The organism is Plantactinospora sp. WMMC1484, assembly GCF_049315195.1.
Lineage (GTDB): Bacteria > Actinomycetota > Actinomycetes > Mycobacteriales > Micromonosporaceae > Plantactinospora.
Genome location: NZ_CP186055.1, coordinates 1,300,176 through 1,321,025, shown reverse-complemented (window position 1 = coordinate 1,321,025; position 20,850 = coordinate 1,300,176). Strand labels below are relative to the sequence as shown.

The 20,850-nt window shown below is 72.0% G+C and carries 15 protein-coding genes; 10 read left to right on the top strand and 5 right to left on the bottom strand.

The window, feature by feature from the left end; all coding sequences use genetic code 11:
• Positions 1-648 precede the first annotated feature (648 nt).
• The 7 genes from ACN28C_RS05785 to ACN28C_RS05755 all read left to right on the top strand — a co-directional run bounded on the left by ACN28C_RS05785 (position 649) and on the right by ACN28C_RS05755 (position 8,127).
• Positions 649-3,177, top strand: coding sequence for a putative bifunctional diguanylate cyclase/phosphodiesterase (locus ACN28C_RS05785; RefSeq protein WP_422772529.1), 2,529 nt, complete (start codon positions 649-651; stop codon positions 3,175-3,177).
• A 127-nt stretch (positions 3,178-3,304) separates the two neighbouring features.
• Entirely contained in the window at positions 3,305-4,807 is a 1,503-nt protein-coding gene (locus ACN28C_RS05780; protein WP_422774542.1) for a glycosyltransferase 87 family protein, read from the top strand.
• Positions 4,804-5,436 (top strand): CrcB family protein, encoded by a 633-nt coding sequence (locus tag ACN28C_RS05775; protein ID WP_422772528.1) that lies wholly within the window; start codon positions 4,804-4,806, stop codon positions 5,434-5,436. Before ACN28C_RS05780 ends, ACN28C_RS05775 begins: the two co-directional genes overlap by 4 nt.
• 126 nt (positions 5,437-5,562) lie before the next feature.
• Entirely contained in the window at positions 5,563-5,943 is a 381-nt protein-coding gene (locus ACN28C_RS05770; protein WP_422772527.1) for a fluoride efflux transporter FluC, read from the top strand.
• Positions 5,944-6,113: 170 nt separating this feature from the next.
• On the top strand, positions 6,114-6,746 hold the full coding sequence (locus ACN28C_RS05765) for a phosphoribosyltransferase (RefSeq protein ID WP_422772526.1): 633 nt from the start codon (positions 6,114-6,116) through the stop codon (positions 6,744-6,746).
• A gap of 19 nt (positions 6,747-6,765) precedes the next feature.
• Positions 6,766-7,158 (top strand): zf-TFIIB domain-containing protein, encoded by a 393-nt coding sequence (locus ACN28C_RS05760; protein WP_422772525.1) that lies wholly within the window; start codon positions 6,766-6,768, stop codon positions 7,156-7,158.
• A gap of 180 nt (positions 7,159-7,338) precedes the next feature.
• Positions 7,339-8,127, top strand: a complete 789-nt coding sequence (locus tag ACN28C_RS05755) for a maleylpyruvate isomerase N-terminal domain-containing protein (protein WP_422772524.1) — start codon at positions 7,339-7,341, stop codon at positions 8,125-8,127.
• A 75-nt stretch (positions 8,128-8,202) separates the two neighbouring features.
• Here the strand turns inward: ACN28C_RS05755 and ACN28C_RS05750 are convergent, their stop codons facing one another.
• A complete protein-coding gene (locus ACN28C_RS05750; protein ID WP_422772523.1) occupies positions 8,203-11,865 on the bottom strand; it encodes a replicative DNA helicase in 3,663 nt (1,220 codons plus the stop codon).
• A gap of 476 nt (positions 11,866-12,341) precedes the next feature.
• On the opposite strand from ACN28C_RS05750, the gene ACN28C_RS05745 reads away from it, so the two are divergent.
• Complete coding sequence (locus ACN28C_RS05745; RefSeq protein ID WP_422772522.1) at positions 12,342-14,975, top strand: hypothetical protein; 2,634 nt, start codon at positions 12,342-12,344, stop codon at positions 14,973-14,975.
• Between the two features lie 233 nt (positions 14,976-15,208).
• On the opposite strand, the gene rplI is transcribed toward ACN28C_RS05745, so the two are convergent.
• From rplI to rpsF, 4 genes are all read right to left on the bottom strand, one after another.
• Entirely contained in the window at positions 15,209-15,658 is a 450-nt protein-coding gene (rplI, locus tag ACN28C_RS05740) for a 50S ribosomal protein L9 (RefSeq protein WP_422772521.1), read from the bottom strand.
• Positions 15,659-15,672: 14 nt separating this feature from the next.
• Positions 15,673-15,912 carry a 30S ribosomal protein S18 gene (gene rpsR / locus ACN28C_RS05735; RefSeq protein ID WP_007073789.1) on the bottom strand — a complete coding sequence of 80 codons (240 nt, stop codon included), beginning with the start codon at positions 15,910-15,912 and terminating at the stop codon, positions 15,673-15,675.
• A gap of 48 nt (positions 15,913-15,960) precedes the next feature.
• The gene (locus tag ACN28C_RS05730; RefSeq protein WP_422772520.1) at positions 15,961-16,491 is read right to left on the bottom strand and encodes a single-stranded DNA-binding protein; all 531 of its coding nucleotides are present in this window, start codon (positions 16,489-16,491) and stop codon (positions 15,961-15,963) included.
• A 92-nt stretch (positions 16,492-16,583) separates the two neighbouring features.
• A complete protein-coding gene (gene rpsF, locus ACN28C_RS05725) occupies positions 16,584-16,874 on the bottom strand; it encodes a 30S ribosomal protein S6 (protein WP_101368798.1) in 291 nt (96 codons plus the stop codon).
• Between the two features lie 1,013 nt (positions 16,875-17,887).
• On the opposite strand from rpsF, the gene ACN28C_RS05720 reads away from it, so the two are divergent.
• Together ACN28C_RS05720 and ACN28C_RS05715 are read left to right on the top strand one after the other, a co-directional pair.
• On the top strand, positions 17,888-18,667 hold the full coding sequence (locus tag ACN28C_RS05720; protein WP_422772519.1) for a deoxyribonuclease IV: 780 nt from the start codon (positions 17,888-17,890) through the stop codon (positions 18,665-18,667).
• 11 nt (positions 18,668-18,678) lie between these two features.
• Positions 18,679-20,847: a hypothetical protein gene (locus tag ACN28C_RS05715; RefSeq protein WP_422772518.1), complete on the top strand. Its 2,169-nt coding sequence runs from the start codon at positions 18,679-18,681 to the stop codon at positions 20,845-20,847.
• The last annotated feature ends 3 nt before the right edge of the window (positions 20,848-20,850 follow it).

Sequence of the window (20,850 nt, the reverse complement as noted above, 5' to 3'; positions counted from 1 at the left end):
ACATTCGTCGATGTCGCTTACGCATTGCATTTCTCAGCCCCGAAGGGGGATATGTTGGGCATTTCACCATATAAGGACTTGCGACAAGTGGCGGACACAGGGTCAACAGCTCAACACGAAGCGAGTTCTGCCAGGTCAGCCGATGGAAGTTGAGGGTCCACCCACCGAGACTCGACGCCAATCACCTGGACTCCACCATGTCGACCGCATCGCCAGCAACCGAGACCGGGCGGGGATTCCTGAGACTGACAGTTCAGATCTTCCACGACAGCCAGCGGAACGGGTATCCCGGGAGGAAACCCGACCTCGCCGCTCCCTAACGTTAGATCACGAGCAGGAAGTAGCGCTCTCAGTTCCCATATACGGACAGAGTGTAACTAATCAGACGCTACTTGGCTAATGGTGAGCATAGCGACATTTATCGTCGCTAACCCGGTCTGACTTCACTTAAGCTTCCCTCACCTCGCGATGGTGATCAAAGCTACAGAACATTCCCGCACATTCACGTAGAAGTCACATCTATTTGAATGGAGGTAGCGACATGCGCGGCAACGAGTGGATGTGAGAGCGACGCGGCCATCACCCTGAGGCATCAACGGTTGCTACCGTTACAGACCATCAGGTCACAGATGCGATCCAGGGAACAGCGTGAGCCAGACGCAGCGCCACGACAACGGGACCGATCAGCGGCTTCTGCTGCTCGTCGGTCTCGTCGCTGTTTCCGCAACCGTGGTGGCAACACTCGCCTTGGTCGGCACCATCGACGAACCCCCACGATCGGGCAACGAACTGATCACCGTGACTCTGCTGATCGCGACGCTGACGATCAGCCTCACGGTCAAGGCGCCGATCCGGATCCGCTCGACGACACATGCCACCGCCTGGGTGGAGACCGCCGTCGTCATCGGTGTCGCGTTGGCACCAACCTCGTGGGTGGTGCTCTGCACGGGTCTCGGGGTGGCGATCGCCACAAGGATCACGAAGCTGTCTCTGATAAAAACGGTATTCACAATAAGCAAGAACATGCTGGTGGCAGCAGCAGCGGGTACGACCCTGGCGCTCCTCGGCTGGGCCTGGCCACCGAGATCACCTGCTTACATGATCATCTCACTCGCGGCGGCTTACGCGGTTGCCGCACTGCTCGACGAGGCTATAGGTATTCCTGTCATCGCGCTCGCGGCCCGTACAAACATTCTCCGCCATTTCGGCACGAACTGGGACCTACGACTGGTGGGTTTCGGAGTACGGTTCGTCGTCGCCGTCTTCACGCTGGTGCTCCTCCAGGTCGAGACCTGGCTACTCGTCGCGGTACCACCGTTGGTGCTGAGCCTGCATCTCGCGTACTCGACGCGGGTGCGGGCACGTGCCGAGCGCCAGGCCTGGCAGGACCTGGCGCACACCACCGACGCACTCAACGTGGTGGACATCAACGCCGTACTGCACACCGCTGTCGCCCAGGCCGCCAATCTCTTCTCCGCCGACGAGGTCGAGGTGGAGTTGCAGGAGAGCGGCCGGACGGTCCGGGGCAACAGTGAGTCCGTCACGTACGACGGAGTCGCGGACGATCCCTCCACCATCAACGGAACAGTCGTTCCCATGGAGCTGAAGGGGCACGACGGCAGTCACATCGGGATGCTGCGGCTGCGCTTCCGTGGCCCGGTCAAGCTCTCCGAGCGGGAGCGCTACACCCTGCGTACCTTCGCCTCGGCGCTCTGCACGGCGGTCCGCAACGCCTCCGCGTACGCCGAACTGAACCGGGTGGCCGAGGAGCACGCGCACGCCGCCGCCCACGACGCGCTGACCAACCTGGCCAACCGGCGGCACCTGCTCGAACGGGGCGCCGAACAGCTCGGTCAGCGCCGCACCGAGGGTGTCGTCGCGCTGCTGTTGCTCGACCTCAACCACTTCAAGGAGGTCAACGACACCCTCGGGCACGCCGCCGGGGACCGGGTGCTGGTCCAGGTGGCCGAGCGGCTGCGCACCGCCGTACACGGCCAGGACCTCGTCGCCCGGCTCGGCGGGGACGAGTTCGCGGTGCTCTTCCACGCCCTGCCGGCCCCGGCGGTCGCCGCACACCGGGCCGAGTCGCTGCTCAACGCCCTGCACGAACCGATCGAGCTGGACGGGATGCGGATCAGCGTCGAGGCCAGCGGCGGCATCGCGGTCGCGCCGAGCAGCGGCGGGATGACCGAGCTGCTCCGCCGTGCCGACGTGGCGATGTACCAGGCCAAGCGGGCCGGCCGACGGATCGCCACCTACGCGCCGACCCGGGACACCGCCGACCTCGGGCGGCTCTCGCTCGGCGGCGACCTGCCCCGGGCGGTGGCGGACCGCGAGTTCACCGTCAACTTCCAGCCGATCGTCGACCTGCGCAGCGGCGAGGTGATCGCCGCCGAGGCGCTCGCCCGGTGGCGGCACCCGGCCCGGGGCACCATCGACCCGCTCCGGTTCCTGGAGACGGTGGAACGCTCCGGCCTGCTCCCCGCGTTCGCCGAGGCCGTCCTCGACCAGTCGCTGATCGCCGCCACCACCTGGCGGGAGGCCGGTTTCGACCTGCCGGTGGCGGTGAACGTCTCTCCGCGCAGCCTGCTGGACGCCCGGTTCCCCGGCTCCGTACTCGCCCGGCTGCGCGCGCACGACCTGCCGCCGGACCGGCTGGTACTGGAACTGACCGAGACGCTGACGCTCAGCCAGCTCGAGGTCGTCGACCAGGTGCTCGGGCAGCTCCGGGACGCGGGGATCCAGCTCGCGCTGGACGACTTCGGCACCGGCTACTCGTCGCTGTCGGTGCTCTCCCGGATCCCCGTACACGAATTGAAGATCGACCGGGCGTTCGTGACCGCGATGGACACCTCGGCCGAGGCGGTCGCGGTGATCCGGTCCACCGTCGACCTCGGCCGCAGCCTCAACCTGATGGTGGTGGCCGAGGGCGTGGAGAGCGAGCCGCAGCGGCGCGCCCTCTGGGAGCTGGGCTGCGTCGCCGGGCAGGGCCACCTCTTCGCCCGGCCGATGCCGGCGGCCCGGCTGCTCGTCGCGCTGCAACAGGGCGCCGGTGGCCGACCCGGCACGCTCGCGCCGGTCCTGCACGACGAGGGCGCCGTGGTACGCCTCTCGCCCGGCCGCCGCCCCGGACCCCGCCGCATGGAACGCCTGCCACACCCGCACCTGCCCGCCTGAGCACCGCGCGGAAGCACTGCCTGCCCGCCTTGGCTGCCGCACGGAAGCACTGCCCGCCTGACCGCCCTGACCGCCGTGCGGGGCCGGGTGGTCTGCCAGACTTGCCCGCGTGAGTGACACGGACGAACTGGACACCGGGCGCCGGGCCCAGCGGCACCGGGGCTCCTGGCGCCGGGCCGACCGGGCGGCCGGTGGGCTCGCCGCCGACCTGGCGCTCTATCTTCTCTCCGCCGGCTTCGCCGCCGTCACCGCCGTCACCTCCACCCTGCTGCCGCACCGCGCCTGGGGCGGCGTCGCCGCCACCGGCTACCTGGTCGCCACCGTCGCCGTGCTCGGGCAACTCCTGCTCCGGCACCGCCGGCCCGGCTCCCGGCTGGCCGGCACCGCCGCCCGAGGCGTGCTGACCGCCCTCACCTGGGCCGCCACCGCCCTGCTGCCGCTGGTCTGGCAGGCCGTCGAACGGGCCGGCGGCCGGCTCGACCGGGCCCAGGAGGAGGTGCTGGTGATCGAGCACTCCGGAGCCCGGCTGCTCGACACCGGGACGCCCTACCTGGGGCGGGACGCCATCGCCACGCTGCCGGGAGGCGAGCAGCTCCTCGGCTACACGCCGTACCAGCCGGGCATGGCGCTCTTCGGGTTGCCCCGGGCGCTGGCCGGCACCGCGTGGTGGACCGACGCGCGGGTCTGGTTCGCCGTCACGACCGCCGTCGCGCTCGGCCTGGCCGTGCTCCTGCTCCGCCGCCCGACCAGCGCGGGCGACACCAGCGCGGACGACACCGGCGCAGGCGGCGACACCGGCGCAGGCGGCGACACCGGCGCAGGCGGCGACACCGGCGCAGGCGGCGACACCGGCGGTGCCGGCCCGGCGACGGCAGGGCGGCCGTCGGGGCCGGTTCCGGCCTGGTGGCGGCAACGTGCTGCCGCCCGGGACGCCGCGCTGGTCCGGGCGGTGCAGCTCGCGACCGTACTGCCGGTCTGCGCGCTGACCCTGGCGACCGGCGGCGACGACCTGCCGGTCCTGGCCCTCTGCCTGCTCGCCCTGGCCTGCGCCGCCCGGGACCGGCCCGTCGCCGCCGGGCTGGCGGTCGGGCTGGCCGCCGCGCTGAAGCTCTTCGCCTGGCCGGTCGCGCTGGTACTGCTGGTGCACGCCGTCGCCCGGGGCCGGCGGACCGGGCTGCGGTTGGCCGCCGGGGCGCTCGGCCTGCCGATCGTCGCGCTCGTCCCCGCCCAGCTCGTCGACTCGGCCGCCCTGGTCGAGAACGTGCTGCGCTTCCCGCTCGGCCACGGTCTGGTCAGCAGCCCGGCCGCGTCACCGTTCCCGGGCTATCTGATCGCACAGACGCTGCCCGCCGGCCGGGTGGTCGCCACCGCGCTGCTGATCGCGGCCGGAGCGCTGATCGCCGTCCTGCTCGTCCGCCGTCCGCCCCGCACGGCCGAGGCCGCCGCGCTCCTCTGCGGGTACGGGTTGCTCGCCGCGATCCTGCTGATGCCGTCGACCCGGTTCGGGTACCTGCTCTACCCCGCCGCCCTCCTCGGCTGGGTTCCCGCGCTCCGCCTCGCCGCCCCGGCCGGCGCGCCCGTGCCCGCGTCCGCCCGGCCGAACAGCCCGACGGCGGCGACCATCCCGTGAACCCGCCCCGCCCCGACGAGCCCGACGGGCCGCGCGGGCCCGACGAGCCGGTCCAGCCCGACGAGCCGGTCCAGCCCGACGAGCCGGTCCAGCCCGACGAGCCGGTCCAGCCCGACGAGCCGGTCCAGCCCGACGAGCCGGTCCAGCCCGACGAGCCGGTCGAGGCCGACGCGCTGGTCGAGGCCGCCCAGCCGGGTGCACCGGTCGAGCCCGACGAGCCCGACGAGCCGGTCACGCCGGCCCGGCCGGGCTGGGAGGTCTTCGCCGTGGTCGCCCTCGGCGGGGCGCTCGGCTCGGCCGGCCGATACGGACTCGCCGTCGCCTGGCCGCACGCCACGGCCGGCGTACCGTGGGCGACCCTGGTCACCAACCTCACCGGCTGCGCCCTGATCGGGCTGCTGATGCGGCTGGTCACCACTCGTGCCGGGGTGCACCGGCTGGTCCGGCCCTTCGTCGGCACCGGGATTCTCGGCGGCTTCACCACGTTCTCCACCTATGCCGTGGAGACCCGGGGACTGCTCGCCGCCGGCCGCCCCGGGGTCGCCGCCGGCTACCTGCTCGGCACGCTCGCCGGGGCGCTGGTCGCCATACGCCTGGGAATGTGGGCGGCGGATCGGCTGCGCTCGTGACCGGCGGAGGGAAGCCGGCGATGCCGACCGGCGGAGGAGATCTGGCGATGCCGGACGACGCAGGCGATCTGGCGATGCCGACCGGCGGAACGGAGCCGCGATGCTGACCGGGACGGCGGCGCCGCGATGCTGACCGGGACGGGGCTGACCTGGCTGATGGTGCTGGTCGGCGGGGCTGCCGGCGCGGTCGGCCGATTCACGGTCAACTGGCTGGTCGAACGCCGGTCCCGTCCCGCGCCCCGGGCGACCCTGGCGGTCAACGTCGCAGGCTCGCTCCTGCTGGGCCTGCTCGCCGGCACCGGCGCCGCGCTGCCGGGCTGGCTCGGGGCGCTGGCCGGCACCGGCTTCTGCGGGGCCCTCACCACCTGGTCGACGTTCGGCTACGAGACGGTGCACATGCTCGGGAGCGGGGCGGTCGGGCGCCGGCAGGCAATACTGAACGTCCTGGCCACCCTCGCCGCCGGGCTCGGCGCCGCCGCCCTCGGCTGGCAGCTCGGCAGCCTGTGATCGGCCCAGCTGAGCCTGTGACCGGCTCACGTGAGCCCGGCGATCGCGCCGCCTGCGAAGGCCACCTCGACGTGACCGGTGTCCTGATGATCGTCAGGGCGGCACTGCTCTCGACGAGTTTTCTGCGTCGTCTCCGGGCGGAGTACGCCGGTAGGGCGTAGACCTGAGACATGAACGCGACCTATCGGGATCGGGCGGAGGCCGGCGCCGTCCTCGCCGACCGGCTCTCGGCCGCCGGTGACACCGGCGTCGTCGTCCTCGGACTGGTCCGGGGTGGCGTGCCGGTCGCGGCGGCGGTGGCGGAGCGGCTGGGTGCGCCACTGGACGTGCTGGTGGTCCGGAAACTCGGCCTGCCGGAGGCACCCGAGGTGGCCTTCGGCGCCGTCGGCCCGGGCGGACTACGGGTACTCAACGAGGAGATCGCCGGCCGGCTGGACGACGCGGAGGTGGAGGCGGTGGTGCGGGCCGAGACCGCCGAGCTGGAGCGCCGGGAGCGGCTCTACCGGGCGGACCGGCCGCCGCTGCGGCTGGACGGCCGGACCGCGGTGGTCGTCGACGACGGACTGGCCACCGGCGCCACCGCCCGGGCCGCGGTCGGGGTCGCCCGGCAACTGGGCGCCCGGCGGGTGGTGCTCGCGGTGCCGGTCGGCGCGCCGGAGGCGTACGCGGTGCTCAGCCGCACCGCCGACGAGGTGATCTGCCCGGAGCGGCCGGCCGACTTCGGTGCCGTCAGCCGTTACTACGACGACTTCCACGAGGTGCCCGACGCGGAAGTGGTGGCCGCGCTGTCGGGAGGTGGGTGAGGCGACCGGGTACCGTCGAGTGATGCAGATGACCTGTCCGAAGTGTCGTGGCGACATGCGCCAGTACGAGCGCAGCGGCGTCACGGTTGACCAGTGCACCGAGTGCCGTGGCATCTTCCTCGACCGGGGCGAGTTGGAGAAGCTGTTCGAGGCCGAGGCCAACTGGAGCCAGCAGCAGTCACCGGCGCGGCCCGCAGCGGCGCCCGGTGCCGGCTACCCGCCTCCGCCCCCACCGCCCCCGCCCGCGCACCAGCCCGGCTACGGAGGTCCGAGCCACGCCCCGCCACCGCCGCCACCCCCGCCCGGCCACGGCTATCCGCCGGCCCCGGCGTACGGGCAGCCGCACTACGGCTACCACGGGCACTACCGGCACAAGAAGCGGAAGGGCTTCCTGAACGAGTTCTTCGACTGATCCACACCGCCGGCAGGCGTTCCGGGCTCCGCCGGGAGACCGCTCGGGCTGCCGCCAGCTGACGGGTCTTCGCCGGATTCCCGTGCCCAGGCAACGAAACCCGCGCACCGACGGGCGGGCGGATGTCCCTGGGTGCGGGGATCCTGTGCTCTGCGGGAACGTCGCGCCGGGAGGTGGCGGGTGGGCGGCACGGACGGACCCCGGGTGGCGGGCAATCGCGCCGCCCGGGCAGGGGGCAACGGGGCACGCCGGGCGGCGGGCAACGGCGCCGGTCGGGCGGTGCGCGACCACGCTGCCCGGGCGGTGGGTCTGCGGCAGCGTGCGCTCGGCTCGGCGTACGACCGGATCACCGCGACCGTCGACGGCCTCGCCGACGCCGACCTGCTCCGGCCGACGCGCTGCCGGGGCTGGCTCGTCGTCGACCTGCTGCAGCATCTCGTCCTCGACGCCCAGCGGGCGCTGGTCGCCCTCGCCAGCCCGGCGGAGGGTCCCGCCGACGTCGACGGCGTGAGCTACTGGCGGTCGCCGGGCGACCCGGACGAGGGGCGGCACGCCACCTGGGTACGCCGGTCGGCCGCTGCCTTCGACCGGCCGCGCGGGGTGGTCCGGCTGTGGACCGACACCGCACCGGCGGCGGTCCGGGCCGCTGCCGCCGCCGACCCGCATGGCTACCTGGCCACCCAGGGACACGTGCTGGCGGTGCCGGAGTTTCTCGCCACCCTGGTCACCGAGGCGGTGGTGCACCACCTCGACCTGACGGTGGAGTTGCCCGACGCGCCGGGGCCGGAGCCGGGCGGCGTCACGATCGCGGTGGCGACCCTGGACGGGTTGCTGAGCGACGAGGCGATCCGCCCGGCCGACTGGTCGGACGTCGACTATCTGTTGAAGGGGACGGGGCGGGCCCCGCTGACCGCGCACGACCGGATGGTGCTCGGCGAGGCCGCCGGTTGGTTCCCGCTGCTGGGCTGAGCTGTTCCCGCTGCTATTGATCTCTTCGCTGCTGCTGGTCCGGGCCGCGGCCCGGCGGCGACCGGTGCCGGCGGGTCAGACGATCGCCATGTCGACGAAGCGCGAGAGGTGGAGCTGTGCGGCCACCGTCACCGTGTCGGTCGGCCCGTTCCGGTGCTTGGCGACGATGAAGTCCGCCTCGCCGGCTCGGGGTGACTCCTTGTCGTAGTAGTCGTCCCTGTGCAGGAGTATGACGACGTCCGCATCTTGCTCGATCGAGTTGTGCGCGGCTATTCCGTTCGCGATGAAGTTGTGGAGTCCCAGCACGGTCGCGTCGTACACTTCACGCTCACCCACGGGCTCGACAGAACGCACCTCGTCCCAGAAGACGTCATTGGTGGCGTGCAGCTCCAGATCCGCACAGTCCAACACCCGGGCAACCTCGGCAAGCCGGGCACGGCTCGGTGCCCGCTTCCACAGGGCGCCGCCGCGGAACCGGGTCTGCGCTGATGCCGCGAACGCCCGGTGTGACACGCCACGTTCGGTCAGCGCTTCCCGAACCCGATCCCACACCTCACGCGGCAGGGTGTCGACGGTGGTGTTGCTATTCGTCGCCTCCTGGATAGCCGAGAGGAGCCGGTCGCATGCCTGTGCCCGGTCGCCGTACACACCGATTTCGCGTAGGAAACGAAGCTGGTCGTCGCGCTCAGGGACATCCAGCGTGTACTGCGGTCGCTGCCCTTGCCCTGGAATCTCCCTGATTCGTGCGGTGATGCCGTAGCGCAGCAGCAGTCGGGCGATGTCCTCGAGCATTCGGCGACTGGTGGAGGCGTAGTACACCCGCCCCCCTCGCCCGGCCTTGTTGACCGTCACCGAGCCGTCCGTTGCCCAGAGGTGCCGGAGGAACAAGGTGACCTGCTCCTTCGGCAGGGCGAAGACCTCGGAGGGTACGAACTTCTCGTGCGACCGCAGCCCGAGCAGCCCAAGACCATCCAGCCACTCGGCGACAGGGTTTCGGCGACCCCGGACGAGGCGGTCGGGAGCGGGGAGACGCAACGTGGTGACACGGGCCGCCGGATGGTCGTCGCGAACCGCGGTGATCCCGAAATCTCCTGCCGCGGCCGCCACGGCGGCGAGGTTCTCCTCATCCCGGCTGGCATACCGGATCGGCTGCCTGTGGACGAAGGATCCATCGCCGAGGAGGTGAGCAAGCATGATCACCCGCGCGTTCGGCCACGGTCGAACCGCCAGAGGAGCCGGGATGTGCCGAGGCGTGGCAAGCCGGGAGCCGATCGTCAGCTCGCGCAGCGGAACCCAACCGTCGACCGTCAGGAATGGGTGGTTGGCGGTCGCCTCGATCTGCTTGCCCGAAGCAAGGGTCATCCGGTAGACCTGCTGGGTCCCGCTGGGGAATGCATGAGTCAGGGTGCGGGCCGCATACCTCAACTTCTCGTCCAATGCCCAGACAGGGATCCCCCGTACGCCGTTCGTCAACAGCTCCCCGAGGGTGATTTCGGCGTTTGTGTCGGCGCGGATGAGACGGGTCTCAGCGGTAAGGCACCCAGATTCGCGCAGATCGGACAACTGCGGTCGCTTGTCGGTACGCTGCTCCGGCCCACGGTTCAGCTGACTGACCGCGATCACCGGACACTCGACCTCCTTGGCCAGCAGCTTCATCCCTCGGGACAGCTCCGCGACCTCCTGCTGGCGGCTCTCGGTCCGCTTCGGTGAACTCATCAGCTGGAGGTAGTCGACCACGATCATCTTGAGGTCGTGCCGCTGCTTGAGTCGACGGGCCTTCGCCCGGATCTCCATCAGGTTCATGTTGGGGGTGTCGTCGACGAAGAGTGGCGCCTCGCTGATCTCACCCATCCGACGGGCCAGCTTGGTCCAGTCGTCGTCGGAGAGCTGCCCGCTGCGCAGGACGTGCAACGGCACCCTCGCCTCGGCCGAGAGGAGCCGCATCACGATCTCGACCTTGCTCATTTCGAGCGAGAAGATGGCGCTCGCGCAGTTGTGCCGGATCGCCGCGTTCCTGGCGAAGTCCATCGAAGCCGTGGAGTTGTGGGTCGGGATCATCGACCGGCCGGCCAGATAGAGGTGGTCGGCGTTGTCGACGGTGACGCAGCGGACCGGAACACTCGGCACCTGCCGGACGTCGACGATGTATCGACTGCCTGTTGGCTGCGGGCCGACATCTCGTCGCCGGGCGGCGTGCGCCTCCCGCTTCCGGCCCAGCCGAAAGATGTCGTCAAGCGCGCTGAAGTCCAGGATGTAGGCCGTCGAGGATTCCTCCGAACGTCCGCGAACCCGCCTCTCGGTAATCGTGCAGCGGTGCCCGAGGCTGACAACCAGCTCGTACACATCGAGTGTGAGCCGGCGGGACGTCGCGGCGAACTGCAGATCGCCGGTCGGGGCGACCGTGCCGGCCGTGTCCATCAAGCCGGCGAGCAGAGCGTGCCGCTGGGCTTTCGAGGCCCTCAGGTATTCCGCGGGAATGTGCTTGTCGTCCAGCACACCCGCCTCCCGAAGGGCCGCGCCGCTGTCTCCGTCGCCGAGCCACACGCCCAAGGTGTAGGGAGGGACGGGCAGCTCGCGCTCAGGCAGGTCCAGAGCGTCGCAGTTCTGCACGGCGTGGTTGGCACGCCCGTCCGCGCCGACCCGTATCGATGTCGCGATCTCGGCGGTGGTGTGGACCTGACTGTGCTCGGCCGTCGTCGCGGCGGTCATCACGCCGCCGGCACGTTGACCGAGAGCAGCGATCGATGCCCGCCGCGGGTACGTCGGCAGCACGCCGGCGAGGTGCCGCCGGTGGGCCCGCGTGGTCGTCTTCCACAGGTGTTCGGCATCCGCCACCAGCACCGAGCCGTCGGAGAACTCGACCTCGTAGCACGGCCGGTTGTGCATGACGTCGAAGGCGTTGGTGACCGTGGTCGGTCGGCCGTCCGCGCCGAGCAACTGGTCTCCGACACCCACGTCCCCCATCGTGGTCCACCCGCTCGGGGTGGGCAGCGGGGTGTCCAGTGCGAGGGCCTTCCCGAGACCCGGTCGACCGGCCACGATCACCAACTGCCCGGGATGCAGCCCGTTGAGCAGCCGATCCAGGTCGGTGAAGCCGGTCGGTACGCCGGTCATCACGCCGCCCTGCGCGCCGACCGCCTCGATCTCGTCCAACGTCGGCTGGAGCATGTCGGCGAGCACGGCGAAGTCCTCGCTGACCCGGCGCTCGGTCACGTCGTAGACGGCCTGCTGGGCCAGGTCCACCACGTCGTCGACGTCCCGCCCGCCGCCGGACGACGAGCCGTAGCCGAGTTGGACGATCCGGGTGCCCGCCTCGACCAGGCGGCGCAGCACCGCGCGCTCGCCGACGATCCGGGCGTAGTAGGCCGCGTTGGCGGCCGTCGGCACGCTGGCGATCAGGGTGTGCAGGTAGGGCGCGCCACCGATCCGGGCCAGGTCGCCGGAGTCGGCGAGGGCGGCGGCGACGGTGATCGCGTCGGCGGGCTCACCCCGGCCGTAGAGGTCGAGGACCGCGTCGAAGACGGTCGCGTGCACCGGCCGGTAGAAGTCGTTGGAGCGGAGGATCTCGACGACGTCGGCGATGGCGTCCTTGGAGAGCAGCATGCCGCCGAGCACGCACTGCTCTGCGGCGATGTCCTGCGGCGGGGTCTTGTCGAACTGCCCGTCCCGCGGCGGCGGGGACCCCGTCGCCGGCGTGGACGGGCGCGGCTCCCCACGGATGTCGTCGGTGACCGACACGGATCTCCCCCTCCGCCATACCGGCTGGCTCACAGCGAACCGCCGACGTACGACATTTCTGACCGCCGGCGTGCGACACGTACCGCCCCGACCCCGCTGCAGGCCGGACCGGCCCTGCCCGGTCGGCTCGGCCGGGGGATGCCGGGACGGGTGGCAGGGTCAGGGCGCAACGATACGGACGTCGAGGTCAGCGGCTCAACCAGGTCGGTGGACGGAGCTCGGGACAACCTGTGGACTGCGCTCGGCGGGGGTGTGCGCGGCCCTGTGCACAGGCTGTGGACAGGGATTGGGGACGGTAGCCTGGGCCAGCCCTGACCTGCGTCGACTCGGTCCCCAGCTTGTGGAGGAAAGAAACAGGTCAAATTCGGGCTACCGGGACGGCGTATCATCGGGCAACGGCAATCCTGGGTACGGCTACTCACGACGACGTGCCGGACTCCTCGCGATCGACTTACCAGAAAGGTCACGCCTCGGCTGTGGACCATCGGGATCGGGGGCGGGGTGAGCTCGCCCGACACGAGTGGCAGGACAGTGGCGCCCGGAGCGACCCGGCGACGCCCTGGCCGAGCGATCCTTATGCGCGTCCGGGCGGCACCTACCGCACGCCGAGCCGTCGCCGGGCCCGGCACCGCGGCGCGCCGGACCCCACCGACGACTACACGCCCTCCTGGGCCCGGGAGTCCACCGAACCGCTGCGGCCGGGCGTCTCCCCGACATCCGCCGAGACCTCCACATGGGCGGCGGACTCCGATCCGGATCGCCGCGCCGGGGGCCGCCACCTCCGGGCCGACCCGCCGACCGGACCGTCGACGGCGGGCGCCCGGTCGCCGGGATCCTCGGGCCGTCGGATCGGCCCGGAGGTGACCTGGGACAGTACCGGTGAATACTGGCACGGTCCGGGCGAGGCGGGCGACACCGCCGCGGCTGACACCGCCGCGGGCGACACCGCCGCAGGCCGCGCGAGCGCCGCCGGAGGATGGCGGGATACCGGTGACACCGGCACCCGGTGGAGCGCCGGGGCAACCGGGGCAACCGCCGGCGGTTCCGCCGGCGGTCCGGCCCCCGACGGCCGGGCGACCGGAAGGCGCGGGGCGCGTCGGGCCGGCGGCGAGCCGCGCCGGGACGAGACCGACCACTGGGCCGCTGCCGCCCCGACCAGCGGATGGATCGCGGCGGCGCCCACCACCGGTGGATGGTCCGACTCCCCGACCAGCAACGGGTGGATGGCCGACGCCCCCACCTCGGGCGCGTGGAGCGCAGCCGCGCCCACCACCGGTGCCGGTGCGCCTGGCGATCTGCCCGACGACCGTTACCCGGCGTCGAGGCGCGGCCGGCGGCGCCGGTCCGACCCGGACGACGACCCTACGGCGGCACCCACCTCGGGCTGGGGGGTCGGAGCCGGCGACGAGCCCGCCGCAGGCGCTACCCGCGGCGGTCGGCGGCGGCGGCCCGACCACGCCGAGACCGCACCGAGTTGGCTGGACCGGACCGAGGGATCGGGGTCCGGCCGCTGGGGCGGGGCCGGCGGCCAGGGTGACGGTGACGGTGACGGCGGCGGCCGAGCGGCGGCCGACGCGGCGCCACGTTCCGGGCGTCGACGCCGCGCCGAGCGGGCCGGATGGCAGCCAGAGGATCCGGTGGGCGGCGAGGCTCCGTCCGCCGGTCGACGGCGGTCCCGGCACGCGGCCGAGGATCCGACCGAGGTGGCGGCGCCACCACCGGAACCCACCTCGTCGGCCGGACCGGGGGAGGCCGGCAGGTCAGGGGCGACCGCCCGGTGGATCGGGTCGTCCGGTGCGGCCGGCGGCGGGACCGGCAGCCGTGCCCGGGGCGCCGACCCCTCGCCCGGCGCCGGCGGCTGGAGCGGCATCGGCGGCACGAGCGGCCGGGCCGGCCGGTCGACGCGTGAACCGGATGCCGAGCCCGTGCGCCGGGACCGGGACTCCGCCGGACCGGTACGCGGAAGCACCGAGGACCGGGGCGGGCGGGCCCGGCGCGCCGATCCCGGGCCGTCGGTCCGCAGCGATTCCGGACCGACGTCGGGGTGGCGTGATCCTGGGCCGTGGGAACGGTTCGGGGACACCGGCATGCTCGACCCCGTCACCGATTCCGAACCGCCGGACACCACGGCCGGGCGCCGCCGGGGCCCGTCGGCCGGCAGCGACCGCTGGAGCGGGCCCGCCGATACCGGCCGCTGGGACCGGACCGACCCGAGCGGGTGGGACAGGTCCACCGACACCGGCCACTGGGACCGGTTCACCGACACCACCGAGTGGCGGCACGGCGAACTCACCGGACCGACCCGCGAGGGCGATGGCGGACGGGAGAGCGCCGTCGGCGGCGCACCCGGTGCGGCTGCGGACCGGACCGCCGAACCGGAGACCGGAGACGCCTTCTGGTCGGGTACCAGGCTGGCCGGTGACGATCCGCGCTGGATGGGCATCCCGGACTCGGCCCCCCGCTCCCCTGCCGTCGCGTTTCCGCCGTCCGCCCGGCCTGCGACACCGGCCCGGCGACAGGGCGATCTCCCGCCGACGCCCCGGCGGCGGGCCGAAGCGGCACCGGTCAGCGGCCGTGCCGGCGTGGCGGACCGGACCGGCGTGGCGGGCCGTGGAGGTGCGGTGGGCTATGCCCGGGGCACCGGGGGTACGGGCACGAGAGCCGGGCGGCGACCGTCGGGCGCCGGTTCGCTGCCGTCGACGACCAGGACGGGCCGTCCCAGTCCACTCAGCCGGCGGCTCGAAGACGATCTGCTCGATGCGCAGCCCAGCGGCCCACTCGCCGCCGTCCTCTACACCGCCGCCTGGTACGCGGTCGCCGTCCTCGGCATCTTCGTCTGGGTACTCACGCTCGACGCGAGCGTGCCGGTGGACTGCGTACCCGGCGTCTCCGGCGGCTGCGAGTCGGAGCGGTCGCAGGCGATGTCCGCGCTGCTGGGCGGGGTGCCACGGTTTCTCGCCGCGCTCGCGACCGGTCTGGTGGTCGCCGCCCTGGTGCGCTGGTTCAACCGTACCTGGCGTGCGGTGACGGTGGGGCTCGCGGCCGCGGTCGTCGGCGGCGGGCTCTCCACGGTCATCTTCAGCGCGATCAGCGGCCAACCGATCGGCTGAGTGCTCGCCCGACGCGCCCGGCCCTGACAGACCGGGAAAAGATTGCGCTGCCGCTCCGGAAGGGAGACCGCGCAGACCTACCTCTCCCGGCACCGCGAAGCTTTCCTCGGCACCCGCGACGGTTCCCTCGTCACGGGCGCGGCGGACGAGGACCGGAGAGACATTCCGGGGTGTCGCCCCGGTTGGGACGGCACCCCGGATCTGTCTGTCTCCTGCCCGGATCGGGCAGCCCGTTACTTGCCCGGCACGACCTTCAGGTCGAACCGCGCGGTGACCTCCGGGTGCAGCTTGACCCGTACCTGGTGACTGCCGGTCGACTTGATGGTGCCGGGCAGTTCCAGCCGCCGCCGGTCGAGCGAGGGCCCACCCGCGGCCCTCACCGCGTTGACCACGTCGCCGGGTGTCACCGAGCCGAAGAGCCGCCCGCCGTTGCCGGCACGCGCGGTCAGGTTGACGGTGAGACCTTCGAGCTGGGCCTTTACCTCGTTGGCGTGCCCGAGGTCCCGGATCTCCCGTGCCTCGCGGGCCCGCCGGATCACCGTCACCTGCTTCTCGGCGCCCTTGGTCCAGGTGATCGCGAAGCCCTGCGGCAGCAGGTAGTTGCGGCCGTAGCCGTCCTTGACCTCGACGATGTCGCCGGGGCTGCCGAGGCCCGACACCTCCTGAGTCAGAATGATCTTCATGTCGGCGCCTCCCCTCAGCGGGCCGTGGCCGTGTAGGGCAGGAGCGCCATCTCGCGGGCGTTCTTGACCGCACGGGCGATCTGCCGCTGCTGCTGGGAGGTGACCCCGGTCACCCGCCGAGCGCGGATCTTGCCGCGGTCGGAGATGAACTTGCGCAGCAGCGCGGTGTCCTTGTAGTCGATGTAGGTGATCCCGTCCTTGTCGAGCGGGTTCACCTTCTTCTTCGGCTTGCGCAGTGCCGCAGCCTTTGCCATTGCTCTTGCTCCTGGTGTGCGATCCCGGGTGCTGTGCTTCACACCCGGTCAGAACGGGGGCTCGTCGTCGAAGTTTCCGCCGCCCGAACCGGACGAACGCGAGGAGGCGGGAGCCGCCGTGGCCCACGGGTCGTCGAAGTTGCCTCCGCCGCCCTGACCACCGCCACCACCGCCGCCGCCACCGGAGGCGCCGAACCCGCCGCCGCCACCGGAGCGCGACATCTTCTGCACCTTCGCCGTGGCGTACCGCAGCGACGGGCCGATCTCGTCGACCTCCAGCTCGATGACGGTGCGCTTCTCGCCCTCGCGGGTCTCGTAGGACCGCTGCCGGAGCCGGCCCGAGACGATCACGCGAGCACCGCGCTGCAACGACTCGGCGACATGCTCGGCGGCCTGACGCCAGACGGTGCACGAGAGGAAGAGCGGCTCGCCGTCCTTCCACTCACCGGATGCCTTGTCCATGAACCGGGGCGTCGAGGCGACCCGGAACTTGGCGACCGCGGCACCGGACGGGGTGAAACGCAACTCGGGGTCGTCGGTCAGGTTGCCGATGACCGTGATGGTGGTGTCTCCTGCCATGACCATCTCCTCGCGGACTCATCAGTCCCTGACAGGCTGCCAGAGCAGTACGACAGGGCCGATGAGGCTGATCCGGGCGTGCCGGAAACGCGTCAGCGCGTCTCCGGCCGAATGACCTTGGTGCGCAGCACGGACTCGTTGAGTCGCAGCTGCCGATCCAGCTCGGCCACCGCCGCAGGTGTCGCCTGCAGGTCGATGACGGCGTAGATCCCCTCGGCCTTCTTGTCGATCTCGAACGCGAGGCGCCGACGACCCCACACGTCGAGCTTCTCCACCGAGCCACCCGCGGTCCGGATCACGTTGAGGTACGTGTCGAGCGACGGGGCGACGGTGCGCTCCTCGAGGCTTGGATCGAGGATGACCATGATCTCGTAATGACGCAAGACGTGCTCACCTCCTCTGGGCTAGCGGCCACGGTCCTTCCGTGGCAGGAGGTCGTGCGTCGTTGCCGCGCGGTCTCTCCGGGGGATCCCGTCGCGCCGCGGACAACCTGAGCAGAATACCCGGTCTGCCGGTGCCGAGCCTCGCCGGACCCCCGGGCGCCGGTGGGCCGCCGACGATGCCGGTACAGCGACGCCGGCAGCCGCCGGGGTGAGAAGCGGCCGGGGGTGAGAAGAGCCTCCCGGCGGCCGCGGCGACCGGCAGGAGGCTTCTTCCGCGCAGAGCCGCGGGGCGCATCCCGTCCGCATTCTTTGGGTGGGACCTGGGGAGGAACGACCACACCGATGAGTTGGACGGAAGGCGCCCCGCGGAGCCTATTGTATTGTCATCTTACGCGACAACAGTCGGTGTTGGGCGCTGAGCGAGAATTGCCCGGATTGCCCCTGCCGAGACTCCGACCACACAGACGGTGGCGACCAGCGCCAGCAGGGGGCCCGGTCCGGTCGGCCGGGGCGGCTGGGCCGGCCGTACCAGGACGACGGAGCCCCCGCCGGGTCGGTCGGGCGGCGGAGGGTAGCTGCCCGGCGCGACGCGATGCGGCGCCTGGGCGCTCCGTGGGTCGGCCACATCGGGACCATGCGGCACCGACCCCACCTCGATCCGCCCCACCGATCCGGCGGGGAATATCCGGGCCGGTGCGACCGCGGTCGCGGGGGAAGGTGCCCCCGGCGCGGCGACGGCCACGCCGGACAGCAGCGGCGGCGTACCCGCGACGAGCGCGGCGACCGCTACGGTGGCGCGGCGGCGGCGCAGCGACAGGGCCACGTCTTCCCTCTTCCGGCACAGTTCATGGATCGACCCGGCCCGGAGATCGGGCGAACGGATCTCACCTGGAGAAACGATTCATCCGCCGCCCGGTAACGCGGGCCGGGGCGCCGGGGCGGGCACACCGACCTGCGGGACGCGGGTACGCCCGTCCCCGCCGGCACGACCGGCGCGACGTAGGCTCGCCTCCATGCGTATCGGAGCCCATGTCGACGCCACGGATCCGTTGGAGGAGGCGGCCCTCCGGAAGGCGGACGCGGTCCAGTTCTTCCTCGCCGATCCGCAGAAGGACTGGAAGACGCCGCAACCACGAACCGACGCGGACCAGCTGCGCGACTCCGAGGTGGACATCTACATCCACGCGCCGTACGTCATCAACCTCGCCACCACCAACAACCGGATCCGCATCCCGAGTCGCAAGCTCCTGCTCGGCCACGCCAGGGCCGCCGTCGCGGTCGGCGCGAAGGGCCTGATCGTGCACGGCGGGCACGTGAACGCGGGCGACGACCTCGCCACCGGCTTCGCCAACTGGAGGAAGGCGTTCGCCCAGGCCACCGAGGCCGGGGGGCACGGTCTCCCGGTGCTCGTCGAGAACACCGCCGGCGGTGACAACGCCTGCGCCCGGAGGTTCGACAACCTCGCCCGGCTCTGGGATGCCGTGGGCGAGTACGGCGTCGGCTTCTGCCTCGACACCTGCCACGCGCACGCGGGCGGGGAGGATCTGCTGGACATCGTCGACCGGGTGCTGGCGATCACCGGCCGGATCGACCTGATCCACGCCAACGGTTCCAGGGACGCCTTCAACTCCGGCCGTGACCGCCACGACAACCTGGCCAGCGGCACCATCGACCCGCAGTTGGTGGTCGCCGCGGTCCGCGCGGCCGGTGCGCCGGTCATCGTCGAGACACCCGGCGGGGTGGACGGCCAGGCCGCGGACATCGCCTTCCTCCGTGATCACCTCGGCCGGTAGGGACGGGATCGATGTCGACGGACCAGTCGAACGCCGCCAGCGAGGCAACGTCACCGAAGACCGCCACCGAGACGACCGTGCCGGACACCGCACCGGGCGGCATCACCGGACCGGACCAGCTCTCCGGGAGCGTTCGGGACGAGGCGGAAGGCAGGAGCCCGAGCGACGGGAACGCTGAGCGGGAGAACCCGAAGGGCGAGGACAGGCAGAAGGACGCGCGGGAAACGGACCCCAAGGACCAGGACCGGGAGACCGAAGACCAGGACCGGGAGGCCGAGGAGAAGAACAACGCGGAGGCCGAGGACAAGGACACGGAGGTTAGGACCAGCGAGGGGAAAGGAAAGAAGGAGGGGGACGAGGACCTGACGAAGGAGCCGACCGCCGATGCGGAACCGGCGAAGCGGGCAGACCCGTTCGCCGCGTTCGCGCCGGCACCGGAGGTGATCCCGGGCCGGCTCCGACGGATCGGCCGGGCAGTCGGCCGGCGGCTGGTCCACGAGTGGAGCCTGGCCGCACTCGGTGCCCTGGCGCTGGCCGTCCTGATGACCTGGCCGACGCTCCGCTACCCGCGCCACACCCTGCCGCAGGACTACTGGGACCCGACGCTACAGGCGTGGCAGGTCGCCTGGTCCGGGCACATCCTGTTGACCAAGCCCGCCCAGCTCTGGCAGAGCAACGCCTTCTTCCCGGAGACCTGGACCTTCGCCTTCTCCGACACGCTGCTCGGGTACGCGCCGGCCGGCATGATCGGCCAGGGCCCCGAGGCCGCGATCCTCCGCTACAACATCCTGTTCGTCCTCGCCCACGCGCTCGCCACCGTCGGGGCGTACGCACTGGTGCGGCAGCTCGGCTCGGGCCGGATCGGCGCGGCGGTCGCGGGGATCAGCTTCGCGTACGCACCCTGGCTGCTCGGTCAGGCCGGTCACCTGCACGTCCTCTCCAACGGCGGCATCCCGCTCGCCCTGGCCATGCTGGCCCGGGGGCACGGCTGGTCACTCCGGCACGGCTACCGGCCCGAACTCCGCCGCTCCGGCTGGGCCTTCGCCGGTTGGGTGGTCGCCGCCTGGCAGCTCAGCCTGGGCTTCGGCATCGGTCTCGTCTTCGCGTACGTGCTGGGCCTGATCGCGGTCGTGGTGCTGGCGAGCTGGCTGGTCCGGCGCATCCTGCGCCGGCCACGGCAGCCGTTCGGGATCCGGTTGCTGCTCGCCGACTTCTGGGGCGGTGCGGTCTTCGTCGCCACCGGCGCACTGCTGGCGATCCCCTACTTCAAGGTCGCCGACCTGCATCCCTATGCGCGGCGGACCGCCGAGGATCTGCACAACTACTCCCCGCCGCCGGGTGGCTTCCTCACCGCTCCGCCGGAGTCGCTGATCTGGGGGGACCTGCACGAGCCGGTCCGGGCCGGGCTGCCCGGGTTGCCGGAGACCACCCTGCTGCCCGGCTACGCCCTGCTGGCACTCGCCGGTGCCGGCCTCGTCTTCTCGATCTGGACGGTACGCCAGCGCCTGCTGCTGCTCGCCGCCACCCTCGTCGCCGGGGTGCTGGCGATGGGCACCCGCTTTTTCGGCGGCACCTTCAGCTACCTCCCGCTCTTCGATCACCTGCCCGGCTGGGACGGCCTGCGTACGCCAGGGCGGCTGATGCTCTGGGTCACCCTGCTGCTCGGCGTGCTCGCCGCCGGCTCGGTCGGGGCGTTCGCGGAGCGGGCCCGGCAGATCTCGGCCGCCGAACGGATACCACCCCGGCCGGGCCCGATCCTCCGCCTGGTCACCCTGCTACCGGTGGCCCTGGTGCTCGCCGAGGGGCTCAACACGACTCCGCATCCGGTGGTGCCGCTGCAACCGGCGGCGATGCGGGTCGAAAACGGCCCGATTCTGGTGCTGCCGTCTGACCAGAAGACGGACCAGCACGTGATGCTCTGGTCGACGAGCAAGTTCCAGGACATCGTCAACGGCGGCAGCGGGTTCACCCCGCAGCGCCTGGCGGAGGTACGCGAGGTGACGGCGAACTTCCCCGACCAGGCGAGCATCGACTACCTGCGCACCATGGGCGTGCGTACGGTGGTCGTGCTCCGGGACCGGGTGGCCGGCACTCCGCTGGAGGCCACCGTGGACCTGCCGGTCGACACCCTGGGCATCAGCCGGGAGGATGTCGGGGAGACCGTGATCTACCGGCTCTGATCG

Bases quoted from the DNA above. Each gene is read 5' to 3' on its own strand.
- ACN28C_RS05770 (WP_422772527.1), top strand. From the start codon at position 5,563: ATGCTGACCGGGACGGGGCTGACCTGGCTGATGGTGCTGGTCGGCGGG.
- ACN28C_RS05765 (WP_422772526.1), top strand. From the start codon at position 6,114: ATGAACGCGACCTATCGGGATCGGGCGGAGGCCGGCGCCGTCCTCGCC.
- rplI (WP_422772521.1), bottom strand. From the start codon at position 15,658: ATGAAGATCATTCTGACTCAGGAGGTGTCGGGCCTCGGCAGCCCCGGC.
- rpsR (WP_007073789.1), bottom strand. From the start codon at position 15,912: ATGGCAAAGGCTGCGGCACTGCGCAAGCCGAAGAAGAAGGTGAACCCG.
- ACN28C_RS05730 (WP_422772520.1), bottom strand. From the start codon at position 16,491: ATGGCAGGAGACACCACCATCACGGTCATCGGCAACCTGACCGACGAC.
- ACN28C_RS05720 (WP_422772519.1), top strand. From the start codon at position 17,888: ATGCGTATCGGAGCCCATGTCGACGCCACGGATCCGTTGGAGGAGGCG.
- ACN28C_RS05715 (WP_422772518.1), top strand. From the start codon at position 18,679: ATGTCGACGGACCAGTCGAACGCCGCCAGCGAGGCAACGTCACCGAAG.